This is a genomic window from Pseudomonas sp. KCJK8993, from assembly GCF_046230915.1.
Taxonomy (GTDB): Bacteria; Pseudomonadota; Gammaproteobacteria; order Pseudomonadales; family Pseudomonadaceae; genus Aquipseudomonas; species Aquipseudomonas piscis.
In genome coordinates, this window is sequence record NZ_JBJJLO010000009.1 from 1 (window position 1) to 15,019 (window position 15,019).

Here is a 15,019-nt window from a genome sequence, read left to right on the forward strand (position 1 = left end):
CCCCCCCTCCGCCAACGATGCGGGGGCTTTTCCCGCCGCGGCCTCCCCCGCCCTACCAAGTGCCCAGGCCCGGGCCAAGCCCGCCCCACCCAGCCCGCCCAGGGCGAGCATCGGCCATATCGAGTTCCCTTCGACCCAGACCAACCTGCTGCTGGCGCAACTGGGGATCGACCGTGACGACCCGGACTACGCTGCGGTCTCCCTGGGCAACCAGATCCTTGGCGGCGGCGGTTTCGGCACCCGGCTGATGAGCGAAGTCCGGGAAAAACGCGGCCTGACCTACGGCGTCTATTCCGGGTTCACCCCGATGCAGGTTCGTGGCCCGTTCATGATCAACTTGCAGACCCGCGCCGAAATGAGCGAAGGCACCCTCAAGCTGGTGCAGGACGTGTTCGCCGAGTACCTGAAGAACGGCCCGACCCAGAAGGAACTGGACGATGCCAAGCGCGAACTGGCCGGCAGCTTCCCGCTGTCCACCGCCAGCAACGCCGATATCGTCGGCCAGCTGGGCGCCATGGGCTTCTACAATCTGCCGTTGAGCTACCTGGAAGACTTCATGCGCCAATCCCAGGCGCTGACCGTGGAGCAGGTCAAGGCCGCCATGAACAAACATTTGAGCGTCGACAAGATGGTGATCGTCAGCGCCGGCCCGACCGTCGCCCAGAAGCCGCTACCACCCCCTACTGACAAACCCGCCGAGCAGCCGCTCGGGGTTCCGGAGCACTGATGGCCCGTCCAGCCCGTCCCACCAAGAAACCCGCCCACAACCCACACAACGGCGTGGGCCAGCTGCGCATCATTGGCGGCGAGTGGCGCAGCCGCAAGCTGAGCTTCCCCGACCTGCCGGGATTGCGCCCGACCCCGGACCGGGTGCGCGAGACCCTGTTCAACTGGCTCGCGCCCTACGTGCCCGGGGCCAAGGTGATCGACCTGTTCGCCGGCAGCGGCGCGGTATTCCTCGAGGCCCTGTCCCGTGGCGCCGCCAGTGGCCTGGCCCTGGACAACAGCAGCGTCGCGGTATCCAGCCTGCGCGAGCACCTGGGCACCCTGCGCTGCACCGTCGCTCAAGTGCAGACCGCCGACGCCCTGCGCTACCTGGAGACCCAGCCGGCGAGCGCCTTCGACCTGGCGTTCCTCGACCCGCCCTTCCACCAGGACCTGCTACCCACCGCCTGCGCCCTGCTGGAAGAGCGCGGCTGGCTGGCGGACGACGCCTGGATCTACACCGAAAGCGAGGCCGCCCCTTCCTCCCTGGGCCTGCCGATGCGCTGGCGCCTGCACCGTGAACAAAAATCCGGGCAGGTGTATTACGCCTTGTGGCAACGTATGGCAGACAACGCTGGCTAACGCCGGCCGGAACAAGGTACGCGGCCCGGCCGGGCCGCGTACCGCTGCATCGAGATACTCCCCGTGCCCGACTCGCCAGATCGCTTCATCCCCGCCTTCGGCCTAGGCAATCCGCACCTGCAGACCCTGTGGGGCCCGCTGTGGCGTCCGGCCACCGCGCTACAGCACCAGCGCGAACGCCTGTGGCTGGACGATGGCGACTTCCTCGACCTGGACTGGCACGGCCCCCATAGCGCCGAGGCACCGCTGGTGCTGGTGCTGCATGGACTGACCGGCTCCTCCAGCTCGCACTATGTGGCCGGCCTGCAGCAAGCCCTGGCGGCGCAGGGCTGGGCCAGTGCGGCGCTGAACTGGCGTGGCTGCTCCGGCGAGCCCAACCTGCTGCCACGCAGCTATCACTCCGGCGCCAGCGAAGACCTGGCCGCAGCCATCGCCCACCTGCGGGCCAAGCGCCCCCAGGCGCCGCTGTATGCGGTGGGTTACTCCCTGGGTGGCAACGTGCTGCTCAAGTACCTGGGGGAAACCGGTAGCGCCAGTTTCCTGCAAGGCGCCACCGCGGTGTCGGTGCCATTTCGCCTGGACCAGTGTGCCGATCGCATCGGCCAGGGGTTTTCGCGGATCTACCAGGCGCACTTCATGCGCCAGATGCTGGCCTACATCAAGGACAAGCAGCGCCAGTTCCAGCACGACGGCCGCCATGAAGGCCTGGCGACCCTGGCGCAGTTGGGCCCGCTGACGCGGATGCGCACCTTCTGGGACTTCGATGGCCGGGTCACCGCGCCGCTGCATGGCTTTGCCGATGCCCAGGACTATTACCGGCGCGCCTCCAGCCGCTATTTCCTCGGGGAAATCCGCACGCCGACCCTGATCATCCAGGCCGCCGACGACCCATTCGTGTTCCCCCACAGCCTGCCCGAAGCCAGCGAACTGTCGACCAGCACCCGCTTCGAGCTGCAGGCCAAGGGCGGCCACGTGGGGTTCGTCGACGGCACCCTCAAGCGTCCCGGCTACTATCTGGAGCGCCGGATTCCCCAGTGGCTGGCAGGCCTGGGACGCCATGGATAAGTCGTCCCGGGAGTCGATCCACTTCTGGCAAAGCGCGCCCCTGACCGGAATCGAGTTGCTGTCCGCGCGCTACATCGAGCACCGCTTCGTACCCCATGTGCATGATGGCTTCGTGATCGGCATGATCATGGCAGGCGCCCAGCGCTACCGCTATCGGGGCGCCGAACACCTGGCGGGCAGCGGCACCCTGGTGCTGATCAACCCCGATGAACTGCACACCGGGGCCAAGGGCACCGAGGACGGCTGGCTGTACCGGGCCTTCTACCCGGACAACCGACAGGTGCTGGGGCTGCTGGACGAGCTGGAGCTACCCAGTGGCACCTTGCCAGCCTTCGGCGCGACGCTGTACCGCGACCCGGATCTGGTCACGGGTTTCAGTCATCTGCATCACCTGCTGGAAAGCCCGGCCACCGCCCTTCAACAACAGACCCTGTGGCGGGACATGCTGCTCCTGCTGCTGCAACGCCACGCCAAGGTCAAGGCGCCCCGCGAACCCGGGCAGGAACATCGGGCCATAGTGCAAGCCAAGGAATTGCTGCGTAGCCGGTTGGCTGAACCGCCCTCGCTGGAGGAGCTGGCGGCGGCGGTGAACCTGTCGCCATTTCACTTTGCCCGGGTATTCCGCCGCGCCACCGGGATTCCGCCTCACACCTGGCTGATGCAGCAGCGCATCGCCAAGGCCCGGGCCCTGCTGCGCGACGGCTGCCTGCCGCTGGAGGTGGCGACCCAACTGGGGTTCGCCGACCAGAGCCATCTGAACCGGCAGTTCAAGCAGGTCTATGGGGTAGCCCCGGCGGCCTACCGCAGCGCCTTGCAGGCACCCTGAACCCGGCATGCTCGCGTAAAGGCCAGGCTTGGGCCTGGTGGAGGTGAAGCGCGGCCTGGGGCTGCCAGGCCCGCCACGACGGCTCAGTCGCCCTTGGCCACAGGCCGCTGGGAATCGGTGATCCACTCGCTCCAGGAGCCGGCATACAGGCGGGCCAGGGGGTACCCGGCTAGGCACAGGGCGAACAGGTTATGACAGGCCGTCACGCCCGAACCGCAATAGGCCACCAACTGCTCCGGTGAACGCCCGGCGAGTTTTTCGGCAAAGCGTTGCTTGAGCTGCTCGGCCGGCAGGAAACGCCCATCACTGCCCAGGTTGTCGGTGAACGCCGCGCACTGCGCGCCGGGAATGTGCCCGGCCACCGGATCGATAGGTTCCACTTCGCCACGAAAACGCGGCAGGGCCCGGGCGTCCAGCAGGGTCAGGTCCGGCTGGCCCAGGTGCTGTTGCAAGTGCGCCGCGTCCAGCAGCAGGTGCGGGTCCGGCTGGCCGCTGAAGTGGCCGAGGACGGCGGGCGGCGGATCCAGGCTCAGGGGCAGGCCCGCGGCATGCCAGGCCTTGAGGCCGCCATCGAGGATGAACACGCCTTCACGCTTGCCCAGCCAGGCCAGCAGCCACCAGGCGCGGGCGGCATAAGCGCCGGGGCCATCGTCATACAGCACGATCTGGCTGTCGTTATCGATCCCCCAGGCTTGCAAGCGCTCCACCAGCCGGGCCGGGTCCGGCAACGGGTGCCGGCCGGTCGCGCCCTTGACCACGGGTCCGCTCAAGTCCCGGTTCAGGTCGGCGAAGTGCGCCCCGGCCAAGTGCCCCTCGGCATAGCTGCGTTGCCCGTAGTCCGGGTCTTCCAGGGCAAAGCGACAATCCAGAATCACCAGGCCGGGCTGCTGTCTCTTCTGGTCCAGGGCTAGCGGGCTGATCAATTGCGCGAGGGGCATAGCGGGCTCCTGTGAATACGTGTCGAAGGCTCGATCCTACTGCACTTCTTCCAGGGCTTGGGCCAGGGGCACGTAAAACTCTTCGAACAGTTTGTTGACCTCGTCCCGCGCCTGCTCGGTGACGAAGCCGGCTTCCAGGACCAGCACCTGGTAGACGCCACGCTTGATCGCTTCTTCACTCAGGTGGGTGGAGTTCTCACGGGTGGTGCACAGGAACCGCACCCAGGAAGTGAGGATGATCCAGGCATTGAGGGTCAGGGATTCGATCTGCACCCTGTCCATGGCGATGATCCCGGCATCGACGAAACGCCCGTAGATAGCCATGCCCTGGATCAGGCAGCGCTGGGAGAAACGCCGGTAGCGCGCCGCCAGGTCGGGATCGCTGTCCAACAGGTGCTCCAGGTCGCGGTGCAGGAAGCGGTAGCGCCACATGGCCGCCAGCAGGGCCTGCAGGTAATAGCGCTTGTCCTCCACAGTGACGGCGCGCCCGGGCGGTGGGCGCAGGAAGCTGTCCACCAGGCTTTCGTATTCGGCGAAGAGCACGGCGATGATCGCCTGCTTGTTGGGGAAGTGGTAGTACAGGTTGCCCGGGGAGATTTCCATATGCGCCGCAATATGGTTGGTGCTGACGTTGCGTTCGCCCTGCTGGTTGAAGAGTTCGAGGCTGAACTGGACGATGCGCTCGCGGGTTTTTATACGTGGGGCCATGGATACGGGCTTTATTCGGAAGACTGGGGGCAGTTTACGACCTATCCCCCTGGGGATAAATCGAGAGCGGCATGGGAGGAGCAATTGACAATCTAGAGTATAAGCTCTAAAAAACTAGCCACCTCACAAAATTCGGAGCCCGATCATGTCTGCCGAGATCGCCTACCTTCAGGATTCCCTCCAGCAACAGGACGGGCTGCTCGAGCTGTTCGAAGCTCAGCGCCGAGCCTATGCCGCCCATCCGATGCCGCCAGCCGCCCAGCGCGACCAATGGCTCAAGGCCTTGCAGGACTTGCTCAACACCGAACGCCAGGCGCTGATCGACGCCATCAGCCAGGACTTCAGCAACCGCAGCGCCGACGAAACCCTGCTGGCGGAAATCATGCCCAGCCTGCATGGCATCCACTATGCCCGCAAGCACCTCAAGCGCTGGATGAAACCCTCCCGCCGCGCCGTCGGCCTGGCCTTCCAGCCAGCCTCGGCCAAGGTGATCTACCAGCCCCTGGGCGTTGTGGGCATCATCGTGCCGTGGAACTACCCGCTGTTCCTGTGCATGGGACCGCTGACCGGCGCCCTGGCCGCCGGCAACCGGGTCATGCTCAAGCTCAGCGAATCGACCCCCGCCACCGGCCTGCTGCTCAAGCAACTGCTGGCGCGGATCTTCCCCGAAGACCTGGTCTGCGTGGTCCTGGGCGAGGCGGAAGTGGGCATGGCCTTCTCCAAGCTGCGCTTCGACCACCTGCTGTTCACCGGCGCCACCAGCATCGGCAAGCATGTGATGCGCGCCGCGGCGGAGAACCTGACCCCGGTGACCCTGGAACTGGGCGGCAAGTCCCCGGCCATCGTCTCCCATACCGTGCCGCTCAAGGATGCCGCCGAGCGCATCGCCTTCGGCAAGACCATGAACGCCGGCCAGACCTGCGTCGCCCCGGACTACGTGCTGGTACCGGAGGACCGTGTCGAGGCCTTCGTCGACACCTATCGCCAGGTGGTGCGCGGGTTCTTCCCGACCCTGGTGGACAACCCCGACTACACCGCGATCATCAACCAGCGCCAGCTCTCGCGGCTCAACGGCTACCTGAGCGACGCCACCAGCAAAGGCGCGCAGTTGGTACCGCTGTTCGACCAGGGCCAGGAGCGCCGCCTGCCCCACAGCCTGCTGCTCAATGTCAACGACGACATGACGGTGATGCAGGACGAGATCTTCGGCCCGATCCTGCCCATCGTGCCCTACAAGACCCTGGACCAGGCCCTGGCCTATGTCACCGAGCGGCCTCGGCCCCTGGCGCTGTACTACTTCGGCTACGACAAGGCCGAGCAGCAGCGAGTCCTCACCGAGACCCACTCCGGCGGCGCCTGCATGAACGACACGTTGCTGCACGTGACCCAGGATGACCTGCCTTTCGGTGGCATCGGCCCCTCGGGCATGGGTCATTATCACGGCCACGAGGGCTTCCTGACCTTCAGCAAGGCCAAGGGAGTGTTCATCAAGCAACGCTTCAACGCCGCCCGCCTGATCTACCCACCCTACGGCAAGTCGATCCAGAAACTGATCCAGAAGCTGTTCATCCGCTAGGCGCCTCGAAACCGCAGCGATTGCCAGGGCAGTCGCTGTCCGAGATTTTTCAACCAGTCGATCGCAGGGTAATAACAACAATGACCCCTAGCCTGTCTGAAACACCCGCGCTGTCGCGGCGCGGCCTGCTGAAAATCGGCCTCTGCGCCAGTGCCTTCCTGGCTACCGCCGGCCTGGGTGCCAGCCTCAGCGGTTGCTCGGCCAGCACACCGGCCAACGGTTATGCCATCTTGCGCAGCAATGAGTTGCCGTTCCTGAGGGCCTTGATCCCAGTGATGCTCGAAGGTGCCGTGGCGGCGGACAGGATGCCTGCCGCCGTCGACGGCGCCCTGGTAAACCTGGACAACGCCCTCAACCATTTATCTCCGGAGATGCTCAAGCTCACCCAGCAACTGTTCGACGTGCTGGGCATGGCCGTGACCCGCGGACCCCTGACGGGAATCTGGGGCAGTTGGGAGAACGCCAGCGCCGACGATATCCGCAACTTCCTCAGTCGCTGGGAAAACAGCTACCTGTCGCTGCTGCGCATGGGCCACGCTTCGCTGCTGCAACTGGTGATGATGGCCTGGTATACCCGCCCCGAGTCCTGGGCCCACTGCGGCTACCCCGGACCGCCCAAGGTCTGACCCAGCCAGCCGTTGGCACTGGCCGCGTCCGGGAGAGGCGCGGCTACCGTGCCGTTGCGCCACGACATCGATAATAAGAGAGCACCCGATATGCCTGTACCTGATCTGTTTCGCGAAGGCCTGACTCGTGGCTGGAAAACCTACAACGGCTCGCAACTGGAGCAGGACCTGACCCTGGAGGCCGATGTCGCCATCGTCGGCAGTGGCGCCGGGGGCGGTACCACGGCCGAGATCCTCAGCGCCGCCGGCTACAAGGTGCTGTTGATCGAAGAAGGCCCGCTCAAGACCAGCGACGATTTCAAGATGCTCGAGGACCAGGCCTACACCAGCCTGTACCAGGAAGGTATCGGGCGCATGAGCAAGGACGGCGCCATCACCATCCTCCAGGGCCGCGCCGTGGGCGGCACCACCCTGATCAACTGGACCTCGAGCTTCCGCACCCCCGACCCGACCCTCGAGCACTGGGCCCGGGAGCATGGCGTGGTGGGCCACAGCTCGGCCGAGATGGCCCCCTGGTTCGAGAAGATGGAGCAACGCCTGGGCGTCGCGCCCTGGGTCATGCCGCCCAACGCCAACAACGACGTGATCCGCAAGGGTTGCGAAGCCCTGGGCTACAGCTGGCACGTGATCCCGCGCAACGTGCGCGGCTGCTGGAACCTGGGCTACTGCGGCCTGGGCTGCCCGACCAACGCCAAGCAGTCGATGCTGGTGACCACTATCCCGGCGACCCTGGAGAAAGGCGGCGAACTGCTGTACCTGGCCCGGGCCGACCGCCTGCAACTCGATGGCGACCGGGTCACCGGCCTGCAATGCCTGGCCATGGACGCTCGCTGCGTGGCGCCCACCGGCCGCAAGATCATGGTCAAGGCCAAGCACTACGTGCTGTCCGGCGGCGGCATCAACAGCCCGGCCCTGCTGCTGCGCTCCGATGCCCCGGACCCGCATTCGCGCCTGGGCAAGCGTACGTTCCTGCACCTGGTGAACTTTTCCGCCGGACAGTTCGATGAGGTGATCAACCCCTTCTACGGCGCGCCGCAGTCAATCTATTCCGACCATTTCCAATGGCAGGACGGCACCACCGGCAAGATGGCCTACAAGCTCGAGGTACCGCCGCTGCAACCCGCCCTGGCCAGCACCCTGCTGGGCGGTTTCGGCCCCCAGAGCGGCCTGACCATGGAGCAACTGCCCCATACCCACGCCATGCTGGCCCTGCTGCGGGACGGCTTTCATCCCGACAGCACCGGCGGCAACGTCGAACTGCGCGGCGATGGCAGCCCGGTGCTCGACTACCAGGTCTCGCCCTATGCCTGGGACGGCCTGCGCCGGGCCTTCCACAGCATGGCCGAGATCCAGTTCGCCGGCGGCGCCAAGGCGGTCAAGCCGCTGCACAGCGATGCACACTTCGCCAAGACCCTGGCCGAGGTCCGCAGCCAGATCGACGGCCTGGAGCTGGCCCTGTACCGCACCCGCCTGGGCAGCGCCCATGTAATGGGCGGCTGCGCCATGGGCCAGGACCCGAAGGTCGCCGTGGCCGACAGCCTCGGCCGTCACCACCAGTTGCATAACCTGTCGATCCACGACGGCTCGCTGTTCCCCACCAGCATCGGCGCCAACCCGCAGCTGTCGGTGTACGGCTTGACCGCGCAGCTGGCCACGGCCCTGGCCGAGCGCTTGAAAACCGCGTGATGAGGCTCGGTATCGATGATGCCCGCGGGGACTGGTACTCCAAAAGGCGACTTGGCCGACCGGAAAGGCTGCGATACCATCCGATTCCCCAACGGATTCCCGCCAGGACGACGCGATGAACCGAGTGCTGTACCCAGGAACCTTCGACCCTATTACCAAGGGCCACGGCGATCTGGTCGAACGCGCCTCGCGGCTGTTCGACCACGTGATCATCGCCGTCGCCGCCAGCCCCAAGAAAAACCCGCTCTTCCCCCTGGAACAGCGCGTGGAGCTGGCGCGAGAGGTGACCAAGCACCTGCCCAACGTTGAAGTCGTGGGCTTCTCGACGCTATTGGCGCATTTCGCCAAGGAGCAGAACGCCAATGTCTTCCTGCGCGGCCTGCGGGCCGTTTCGGATTTCGAATACGAATTCCAACTGGCCAACATGAACCGCCAGCTGGCTCCGGACGTGGAAAGCCTGTTCCTCACCCCGTCCGAACGCTATTCGTTCATTTCCTCGACGCTGGTCCGGGAAATCGCGGCCCTGGGGGGCGATATCACCAAGTTCGTCCACCCGGCCGTCGCCGAAGCCTTGACCCTGCGCTTCAAGAAGTAAGCCATCTGGCCCCCGCCAAGGGGGCCTGTGCCCGCTGTCAGCCATCGCGCCCGCGTGCACTGCGGGCGTCAATGCGGCACAATTGCGCGCATTCGTTTCTACATGCCCGGGCCCACCGCCCAGGCCGGAGTACCCCATGTCCCTGATCATCACCGACGATTGCATCAACTGCGACGTCTGCGAACCCGAGTGCCCCAACGCGGCCATTTCCCAAGGCGAAGAGATCTACGTCATCGATCCGAACCTGTGCACCCAGTGCGTCGGCCACTACGACGAACCGCAGTGCCAGCAGGTGTGCCCGGTGGATTGCATTCCCCTGGACGAGAACCGTCCGGAAACCGAAGAAGAGCTGATGGCCAAGTATCGCAAGATCACCGGCAAGGCCTGATCCGTTCGGCCCCTGGCGGCCCCGGTGCTTGCCAGGGCACGACGGGATGGATGCTGGCACGCAGCGCCAGTAACGCCCGGATCAGCTCTGGCAGCGTGGGCAGTAGACGCTGGCGCGCTGGCCCAGCTTGATTTCGCGCAATCCCGTGCCGCAGACCTTGCAGTGCTCCCCGCCTCGTCCGTAGACGAACAGTTCCTGCTGGAAGTAGCCGGGCTGGCCATCGCCGCCGATGAAGTCGCGCAAGGTGGTGCCACCCTGCAAGATGGCCGCCGCCAGGATCCGCTTGATCTCGAACGCCAGCTTCAAGTAACGCGCCCGGGAAATACCCTTGGCCTCGCGGCGTGGGTCGATGCCCGCGGCGAACAGGGCCTCGGTGGCGTAGATGTTGCCCACCCCCACCACCACGGCGTTGTCCATGATGAACGGCTTGACCGCCATGGAACGCCCACGGGACAGCTGGAACAGGCGCTCGCCGTCGAACAGGTCGGTCAGTGGCTCCGGGCCCAACCGCGAAAGCAACTCGTGGTTCAACGGGTCGAGGCTCCAGAGCATGGCGCCAAAGCGCCGTGGATCGGTGTAGCGCAGGGCCAGCCCCGACTCCAGTTCGATATCCACATGCTCATGCTTGGCCGCCGGCAGGCCGACTTCCACCAGCCGCAGGTTACCCGACATGCCCAAGTGGCTGATCAGGGTGCCGACTTCGGCATTGATCAGCAGGTACTTGGCCCGGCGGTCGACCTGGACGATCCGCTGTCCGGACAGGCGTATGTCCAGGTCCTCGGGGATCGGCCAGCGCAGGCGCCGGTCACGGACGATCACCCGGCTGACCTTCTGGCCCTCCAGGTGCGGCGCGATCCCGCGCCGGGTGGTTTCGACCTCGGGGAGTTCAGGCATCAGTGGGCGCCCAGCTCGCGCACGGTTTCCTTGAGGTTCTCGAAGTCGTAGTCCGACAGGCCGACATAATCGAGGACCAGGTGGCCGATGCTGTTCCATTCATGGTCTTCGACCTGGTTGCCCAGTACCCGGTACGAGGAGCAGATGTGCTCGGCCATCTTCAGGATCGCCAGCAGGTTCTTCAGCTGGCTGTTGCGCGAGGACTCGTCGCTGAAGATCGCCAGGGCGTTGTGATGGTTGGCGATGGCGTTGGTCACGTGTTCCGGCAGGCGCCAGGACTTGGCCGTGTAGTAGCCGACCACCGCATGGTTGGTGTTGAAGACCCGGTTCTCGGTATCCACCACCCGCTGCTCGGGCCCGGCACCGCCGTAGGCTTCTTCCAGTACCGTCATGTAGTCGGGGAAGCGCTTGAGCATCAGCGGCACGCCGCAGTCATGGAACAAGCCCAGCGCATAGGCCTCGTCCACGGCCTGGGCGCCAGTGCGCTTGGCCAGGGTCAGGCAGGTCATGGCCACGTCCTGGGCGGTGTCCCAGAAGCGGTTGAGGGTGACGATGGTCTCGTCGCTCATCTCGCCCTTGATCGACTGCGCGTTGATCAGGTTGATGATCGAGCGGCTGCCCAGGAGGTTCACCGCACGCTGGATCGAAGCGATCTTGTTGCTCAGCCCGTAATAGGGCGAGTTGACGATCTTCAGCAGCGCGCCAGACAGGCCAGGATCCTGGGAGATCAGCTTGGCGATCACCTCGAGGTCGGGATCGGGCATGTACTGCTCCATCTGCAGATCCACCATGATCTGCGGCTGGGGCGGCACACTGATGCCTTGCAGGGCCTGTTGAATCTGTTCGGCGGATAGCTCTTGGGACATAAGTACACACTCTGGGTCAGGCGGCGATTCTAACCCCTATCTCGGCAATGTTGGGCAAACCGACAGGAACTTTACCTTGCGCATTTAGCCGCAGGTCCAATGGCCATCACCGAACGCCTGCGAAGGGGTATAATCGCGCCCTTTTTTCCGGAGCGACGTCATGTCCCTGCCAAGCCTGCGCCTCAAAGCCAACGCCGACCGCCGCCTGCGCGCCGGCCACCTGTGGGTCTACAGCAACGAGATCGATGTAGCCGCCACTCCCCTGCACGGCTTCAAGGCAGGCGACCAGGCGCTGCTGGAAGCTGCCGGCGGCAAGCCCCTGGGCATCGTCGCCATGAGCCCCAACAACCTGATCTGCGCCCGCCTGCTGTCGCGCGATGCCAAGCTGGCCCTGGACAAGTCGCTGCTGGTGCACCGCCTGAACGTGGCCCTGTCCCTGCGCGAGCGGCTGTTCGACAAGCCCTTCTACCGCCTGGTGTACGGCGATTCCGACCTGCTGCCAGGCCTGGTGGTGGATCGTTTCGGCGACATCCTGGTGGTGCAGCTGGCCTCCGCCACCATGGAACGCCACAAGGACGACGTGATCGCCGCCCTGGTCCAGGTGCTCAAGCCCAGCGGCATCCTGTTCAAGAACGACTCCGCCGCCCGTGACGCCGAAGGCCTGGAACGCTACGTCGACACGGTGTTCGGCGTCGTGCCGGAATGGGTCGCCCTGGAAGAGAACGGCGTGAAGTTCGAAGCCCCGGTGATGGAAGGCCAGAAGACCGGCTGGTTCTACGACCACCGCATGAACCGCGCGCGCCTGGCGCCCTACGTCAAGGGCAAGCGCGTGCTGGACCTGTTCAGCTATATCGGTGGTTGGGGCGTGCAGGCCGGTGCGTTCGGCGCCAGCGAAGTGTTCTGCGTCGACGCTTCGGGCTTCGCCCTCGATGGCGTGGAGCGCAACGCCGCGCTGAACGGCATCGCCGACAAGCTCACCTGCATCGAAGGCGATGTATTCGAGGCCCTCAAGGAACTCAAGGCCGCCGAAGAGCGCTTCGACGTGATCGTTGCCGACCCGCCCGCCTTCATCAAGCGCAAGAAGGACCTGAAGAACGGCGAAGGCGCCTACCGCCGCCTCAACGAGCAGGCCATGCGCCTGCTGACCAAGGACGGCATCCTGGTCAGCGCCTCGTGCTCGATGCACCTGCCCGAGGACGACCTGCAGAACATCCTGCTGACCAGCGCCCGCCACCTGGATCGCAACATCCAACTGCTCGAGCGCGGCGGCCAGGGCCCGGATCACCCGGTGCACCCGGCCATCCCGGAAACCCGCTACATCAAGAGCATCACCTGCCGCCTGCTGCCCAACAGCTGAGGCCGGCCGGCTGGCCATTGCCGTCCGTGACGGGAATGGCCAGCGCCATCCATTGACTTTGCAGGGCCACGACTCGATCCTCGGGACCACCTCAAGGCCCGAGAAGCCGCCTCATGGACCACGCATCCAACGCCACGCAGAAGACCTCGGCCATCATCCTGTTGATGACCATGACCCTGCTGGGAGTCTTTCCGCTGGATGTCATCCTGCCCTCCTTCCCTGCCCTGGCCGAACGTTTCCAGACGTCGAGCGCCGACATCGCGCTGTCGGTCAGCCTGTTCGCCATCGGCCTGTCCTTTTCCCTGATGCTGGTTGGCCCGCTATCGGACTCCCTGGGCCGCAAGAAGCTGTTGCTGGGGGGCATGAGCGTGGCCCTGGTCGGCGCGGCCGGCTGCGTCGTCGCCAGCCAGTACTCGTGGTTCCTGTTCTTTCGTGTGATCCAGGCCTTGGGCTGCGGTTGCTTCGTTCTGTCCCAGGCCCTGGTCCAGGACCTGTTCGAAGGCCAGGAACAGGAACGCCTGCGCATCGCCATGGTCACCGCCAGCGGGATCTTCATTTCCCTGTCCCCGCTGTTCGGCACCTGGCTACAGGAACGACTCGGTTGGCAAGGCAGCTTCGAGGTGTTCGTGGTCATCGGCCTGCTGGTGATCCTCATGGCCTGGCTGCTGCTGGAAAACACCCCGGGCACGGCCACGGGCCGCCAGCGCAATATCTTCGCCGCGTACCGGCGGGTCTGCGCGGAGCCGCGCTTCGTGGGCTACTGGCTGATCTCGGCGCTGGCCTTCGCCTGCCATTTCTCGTTCATCGTCATCTCGCCGATCATCTTCATGGAACAGTTGCAGCTCTCGCCCTACCAGTATTCCCTGGTGCTCCTGCTGTACGGCGCGGCCTATATCCTGGGCGGGTTCGCCGCCGGTGCGATGAACCGGCACCTGCGGACCAGTACCCAGATCGTCGCCGGCTTGTTGCTGATCGCCCTGTCCGGGCTGCTGATGCTGTTTCTCCAGCGCTTCGAACCGAGCGCCAGCAGCGTGCTGCTGCCGATGATCGTCTGCACCGCCGGCACCACCATCACCCGGCCGGTCGCCACGTCCCGGGCCATGGGCCTGTTCCCGCAGAACGCAGGGACCTCGGCCTCGGCCGGCAACATGATCATCTTCACCTGCGGCGGCCTGATCAGCGGCTTCATCAACCTGGCCAGCGATAACCTGGCCATGGCCCTGGGCCTGTGCTTCCTGGTGCTCAGCGCCAGCGCCCTGGGCCTGAACAGCCTGGTCAACCGGCACAATCAACGGGCTTGCGCCTGAGCCCCCTGGCGCGCCATGACTGGCCGAGAAACAGCGCAACCGAGAACGCCAGGGTCGGGCCGGCAAAGAAGGCCAGCGCCAGCACCTCGCTCTTGAAGGGGTCCAGGTGCCGATAGGCAAGCCAGAGCTTGAACAGCTTCTGCGCCAGCCAGGGCCACGGCAGCGCCAGCAGCAGCCACAGGCCGTTTTCCAGCAGGCGTCGCGCCAACCGGGGGCCATCCTGGGCCAAGGTGGCACCCACTAACGCAATCACCAACAGCACAGCAGCGACGCCATACACCACCCGCAGGGTCCCGGGCAGCGCCTGGCATGCCAGCGCCAGCGCTGCCGAGACCAGTCCCACCAGCAGCACGGCGACCCAACTGCGCAGCCGGCGCCACTGCTCGCCCTGCAATTGCAAGGTGGTGCCGCCCGCCAGCAAGGCAGCGGCCAGCACCGCCATGGCGCTGGAGCCCCAGCCGCTATGGAGCAGCAACCACATCAGCACGATGCCCTGCACCGCGCCAACCACCAGGTACAACCTCAACGAGCGAAAAGCAGCGAGCATTCCAGTTCCATTGGCATGTGATCCAAAGGCCGCGAGTCTAAAGCAAGGGCCGGGCTGCGGTCGCGTGCGGAACGATGGAAACCGCGGGGCGGCCACGGCATTCCTTCCTGACGCCAGCGGTGTAGAATCGGGCGTATTCATCGCCAGTCATCCCCCGGCGGGTTTATGAGCTCAGGCTGAGTCTCGCGGCGATCCCGCGGTGTCATCGGCAGCTTCGGACACACGGCCATTTCTGAGTGTTCCCGAGGTCAGTAGAAGCTCACTCCCCATTTGTCACCTGATTAGCCGCCTGG

At 65.5% G+C, this 15,019-nt stretch carries 16 protein-coding genes; 11 read left to right on the forward strand and 5 right to left on the reverse strand.

What is annotated here, in order from left to right; all coding sequences use genetic code 11:
• The 4 genes from ACK6AU_RS04935 to ACK6AU_RS04950 form a co-directional block, all read left to right on the forward strand.
• Positions 1-727 (forward strand): M16 family metallopeptidase (locus ACK6AU_RS04935; RefSeq protein WP_409298043.1); only part of this gene is annotated, 727 nt, incomplete at its 5' end.
• Entirely contained in the window at positions 727-1,347 is a 621-nt protein-coding gene (gene rsmD / locus ACK6AU_RS04940; protein WP_185697037.1) for a 16S rRNA (guanine(966)-N(2))-methyltransferase RsmD, read from the forward strand. The genes ACK6AU_RS04935 and rsmD, both read left to right, overlap by 1 nt.
• 63 nt (positions 1,348-1,410) lie before the next feature.
• Entirely contained in the window at positions 1,411-2,412 is a 1,002-nt protein-coding gene (locus tag ACK6AU_RS04945; protein WP_185697036.1) for a hydrolase, read from the forward strand.
• Complete coding sequence (locus tag ACK6AU_RS04950) at positions 2,405-3,238, forward strand: AraC family ligand binding domain-containing protein (protein WP_409298046.1); 834 nt, start codon at positions 2,405-2,407, stop codon at positions 3,236-3,238. The genes ACK6AU_RS04945 and ACK6AU_RS04950 overlap by 8 nt, the downstream gene beginning before the upstream one ends.
• Positions 3,239-3,321: 83 nt before the next feature.
• Here the strand turns inward: ACK6AU_RS04950 and ACK6AU_RS04955 are convergent, their stop codons facing one another.
• Positions 3,322-4,176, reverse strand: a complete 855-nt coding sequence (locus ACK6AU_RS04955) for a sulfurtransferase (protein WP_409298048.1) — start codon at positions 4,174-4,176, stop codon at positions 3,322-3,324.
• Between the two features lie 36 nt (positions 4,177-4,212).
• Complete coding sequence (locus ACK6AU_RS04960; protein WP_185697033.1) at positions 4,213-4,884, reverse strand: TetR/AcrR family transcriptional regulator; 672 nt, start codon at positions 4,882-4,884, stop codon at positions 4,213-4,215.
• A gap of 145 nt (positions 4,885-5,029) precedes the next feature.
• Here ACK6AU_RS04960 and ACK6AU_RS04965 point away from each other — a divergent pair, with 145 nt between their 5' ends.
• The 5 genes from ACK6AU_RS04965 (at position 5,030) to ACK6AU_RS04985 (ending at position 9,755) form a co-directional block, all read left to right on the forward strand.
• Positions 5,030-6,460, forward strand: coding sequence for a coniferyl aldehyde dehydrogenase (locus ACK6AU_RS04965; protein ID WP_185697032.1), 1,431 nt, complete (start codon positions 5,030-5,032; stop codon positions 6,458-6,460).
• 80 nt (positions 6,461-6,540) lie between these two features.
• Entirely contained in the window at positions 6,541-7,086 is a 546-nt protein-coding gene (locus tag ACK6AU_RS04970) for a twin-arginine translocation pathway signal protein (protein ID WP_409298051.1), read from the forward strand.
• A 90-nt stretch (positions 7,087-7,176) separates the two neighbouring features.
• A complete protein-coding gene (locus ACK6AU_RS04975) occupies positions 7,177-8,772 on the forward strand; it encodes a GMC family oxidoreductase N-terminal domain-containing protein (protein ID WP_409298053.1) in 1,596 nt (531 codons plus the stop codon).
• A gap of 115 nt (positions 8,773-8,887) precedes the next feature.
• Complete coding sequence (gene coaD / locus ACK6AU_RS04980; RefSeq protein ID WP_022641651.1) at positions 8,888-9,367, forward strand: pantetheine-phosphate adenylyltransferase; 480 nt, start codon at positions 8,888-8,890, stop codon at positions 9,365-9,367.
• A 136-nt stretch (positions 9,368-9,503) separates the two neighbouring features.
• Positions 9,504-9,755 (forward strand): YfhL family 4Fe-4S dicluster ferredoxin, encoded by a 252-nt coding sequence (locus tag ACK6AU_RS04985; protein WP_016963552.1) that lies wholly within the window; start codon positions 9,504-9,506, stop codon positions 9,753-9,755.
• 81 nt (positions 9,756-9,836) lie between these two features.
• On the opposite strand, the gene mutM is transcribed toward ACK6AU_RS04985, so the two are convergent.
• Both mutM and ACK6AU_RS04995 read right to left on the reverse strand, forming a co-directional pair.
• Positions 9,837-10,649 carry a bifunctional DNA-formamidopyrimidine glycosylase/DNA-(apurinic or apyrimidinic site) lyase gene (gene mutM / locus ACK6AU_RS04990; protein ID WP_409298056.1) on the reverse strand — a complete coding sequence of 271 codons (813 nt, stop codon included), beginning with the start codon at positions 10,647-10,649 and terminating at the stop codon, positions 9,837-9,839.
• Positions 10,649-11,461 (reverse strand): HDOD domain-containing protein, encoded by an 813-nt coding sequence (locus ACK6AU_RS04995; RefSeq protein ID WP_185697256.1) that lies wholly within the window; start codon positions 11,459-11,461, stop codon positions 10,649-10,651. Before ACK6AU_RS04995 ends, mutM begins: the two co-directional genes overlap by 1 nt.
• Positions 11,462-11,675: 214 nt before the next feature.
• On the opposite strand from ACK6AU_RS04995, the gene ACK6AU_RS05000 reads away from it, so the two are divergent.
• Positions 11,676-12,872, forward strand: coding sequence for a class I SAM-dependent rRNA methyltransferase (locus tag ACK6AU_RS05000; protein ID WP_022641654.1), 1,197 nt, complete (start codon positions 11,676-11,678; stop codon positions 12,870-12,872).
• Between the two features lie 113 nt (positions 12,873-12,985).
• Positions 12,986-14,179 (forward strand): MFS transporter, encoded by a 1,194-nt coding sequence (locus tag ACK6AU_RS05005; protein ID WP_409298058.1) that lies wholly within the window; start codon positions 12,986-12,988, stop codon positions 14,177-14,179.
• On the opposite strand, the gene ACK6AU_RS05010 is transcribed toward ACK6AU_RS05005, so the two are convergent.
• Positions 14,148-14,726 (reverse strand): hypothetical protein, encoded by a 579-nt coding sequence (locus ACK6AU_RS05010; RefSeq protein WP_409298060.1) that lies wholly within the window; start codon positions 14,724-14,726, stop codon positions 14,148-14,150. The genes ACK6AU_RS05005 and ACK6AU_RS05010 overlap by 32 nt on opposite strands.
• Between the last annotated feature and the right edge of the window lie 293 nt (positions 14,727-15,019).